2 protein-coding genes are annotated in these 2,658 nt (G+C 62.0%); one reads left to right on the plus strand and one right to left on the minus strand.

All coding sequences use genetic code 11. From position 1 onward, the window contains the following. Positions 1 to 196 (minus strand): hypothetical protein (locus A3730_RS32725; protein ID WP_231883973.1); only part of this gene is annotated, 196 nt, incomplete at its 3' end. 6 nt (positions 197 to 202) lie between these two features. Here A3730_RS32725 and A3730_RS15695 point away from each other — a divergent pair. Further along, entirely contained in the window at positions 203 to 2,533 is a 2,331-nt protein-coding gene (locus A3730_RS15695) for a LamG domain-containing protein (RefSeq protein ID WP_231883974.1), read from the plus strand. Positions 2,534 to 2,658 lie beyond the last annotated feature (125 nt).

Consider the following 2,658-nt stretch of genomic DNA (forward strand, 5'->3'; position numbering starts at 1 on the left):
GCGGGTTTGCCGCCGCATAGGCGGCGTTGATATCACCGGTTTGCACAAAGGCAGGTTGCTGGTTGCGGTGGCAGGCACCGCAACGCTGTTCACTGACCAGGTTGTTCCAGATGTATATCTTGAAGGCGGAGGTGTCTGCGTTGCGCGGGGCGGGGCCGGTGTAATTCACGCCACTATCGCCAGTGCCGGTATCCACGTTCGGTTGTGTGTCGGCACCGCCCCGCGCAACGCAGACACCTCCGCCTTCAAGATATACATCTGGAACAACCTGGTCAGTGAACAGCGTTGCGGTGCCTGCCACCGCAACCAGCAACCTGCCTTTGTGCAAACCGGTGATATCAACGCCGCCTATGCGGCGGCAAACCCGCTGATCAACCTGAACCAGCCCGCGACATCGCGCATGGTGCAGAAAGTAGCCGGTGGCCATAACTGCTGGGAAGCGGACCCGCAGGTCTGTGCCGACCAGATCAGCACCTGGATCAGCGCCTGGGCCGGAGAAACCCTGGGCCTGGGTGGCGGCACCACCGAGCTGGACCCACCGCCCCTGTACGATCCCGGTGACAGCAAAAACTTCCCGGTGGACAGCGGGCTGTTCGAAACCACTGTCTACCCGCTACTGGAGCCGCATTGCAGCGAATGCCACCGCAGCGATGCCGCCACCCCGCAGGCGCCCTACCTGGCCGCCGATGATGTGGACGAAGCCTACAGTGCCGCGCAAAGCAAGATTGACCTGAACCAGCCTGAACTCAGCCGCTTGGTAGAGCGCCTGCGCGAAGACAACCACAACTGCTGGAGCGACAGCTGCAGCAACGATGCCGACGCCATGGAAGACGCCATTCGCGCCATGGCCAACAACATTACCGCCACCGCACCGGATGGCGATCTGGTGCTGAGCAAGGCACTCACCGTGGATGACGGCACCCTGGCCGCTGGGGGCGGACGCTACGAAAGCAACGTGGTCGCCCGTTATGAGTTCAAAACCGGCGAAGGCCTGACGGCCTACGATTCCTCCGGCGTGGAGCCCCCCATTCACCTGCAATTCAGCGGCGATGTGGCCTGGGAAGGCGGCTGGGGCATTCGCCTCAACGGCGGCAAAGCCCAGGGCAGCACCCAGACCAGCAAAAAACTCACCGACCTGATTGCCGCCACCGGCGAACTGACCCTGGAAGCCTGGCTGGTTCCCGCCAGCACCGGGCAGGACAATGCCCACATCATCAGCTACTCCGCCGGCACCATGGCCCGTAACCTGACCCTGGCCCAAAGCGGCAGCAACTACCTGGCCTACCAGCGCATCGGCGAAGCCACCGACAGCAACGGTGAGCCGGTACTGGCCACCGCCGATGACCCGCTTCAGGCAAGCCTGCAGCATGTCGCCATCACCTTTGACCCGGTTAACGGCCGCCAGCTCTACATCAATGGTGAACGCAATGGCGCCACCGACCCGGTTACCCCGAGCCTGCTCAACACCTGGGATGACACCTTTGCCCTGGTACTCGGCAACGAAGCCTCCAACGACCGCCCCTGGGAAGGGGTAATCCGGTTTGCCGCCCTTCACAGCCGGGCGCTCACTGGCGAACAGATCCGCACCAATTTTGCCGCCGGGGTGGGCGAGCGCTACTTCCTGCCTTTCTACATCGGCCACCTGATCAATCAGCCCGGCGCCTACCTGGTGTTCGAAGTGTCCCGCTTCGATAACTACAGCTACCTGTTCGCCGCGCCCTATTTCATCAACCTGGAACAGGATATCGTCGAATCGGAAGTGGCATTGCAAGGCCTGCGCCTGGGCATCAACGGTCGCGTCCCCGACGTGGCCCAGTCCTTTGCCACGGTGGACACCCTGATTGGCGGTGAAGGCTACAGCGAACAGGGCGAAACCCTGTCCCGCCTGGGCACCCTGCTACCCGTGGAGCAAGGCCAGGAAAACGACGAGTTCTTCCTCACCTTCGAACGCCTGGGCAGCCACACCAATGTGCACACCGACCCGCAGCCCCTGCCGCTGACACCCAACCAGTACGGCGAACAGCCCCTGCCCGGCCTGCGCAACTTTGCCGAAATCAACGCCACCATGAGCCAGCTCACCGGGGTGCCGGAAGGCTACGGCGAGGTGCCGGACACCTACCGACGCCTGCGCGCCCAATTGCCCAGCGAGGAAAATATCGAAGCCTTCCTCACGGCGCATCAAGTGGGGATTGCCCAGCTCGCCATTGAGTACTGCAACGCGTTGGTAGAAGCAGAAATCAGCAATGACACCAGCATTCAGCCTCTGTTCATAGGCATGAATTACAACCTGGGCGCCGACACCCTCAGCCAGCAGAACTGGAAAGACTGGGTCATTTCACCGTTGTTTGAACGCATGGTCGGTAATGGCCAGGCCAGCCAGCCAGACCGCAACGGGGTTGAAAGCGAGCTGGAAAACCTGCTGTTCAATACCAACCTGACCCAATGCAGCAGTGACTGCGTGGAGCGCACCGCCACCGCCACCAAGGCGGCCTGCGCGGCCATGCTGGGCAGCGCCACCATGCTGTTTCAATAAGGGGCACGACCATGAAAAGAATGATGAAAAAACCACAGGCCTTGCACCCCGACGCCCCGCTATTAAATCTGGGCCACGGCAAACCCATCAGCCGCCGCGACATGCTCGGGCGTGGTTTGGTGTCC

This window comes from Alcanivorax sp. HI0044 (assembly GCF_001634945.1).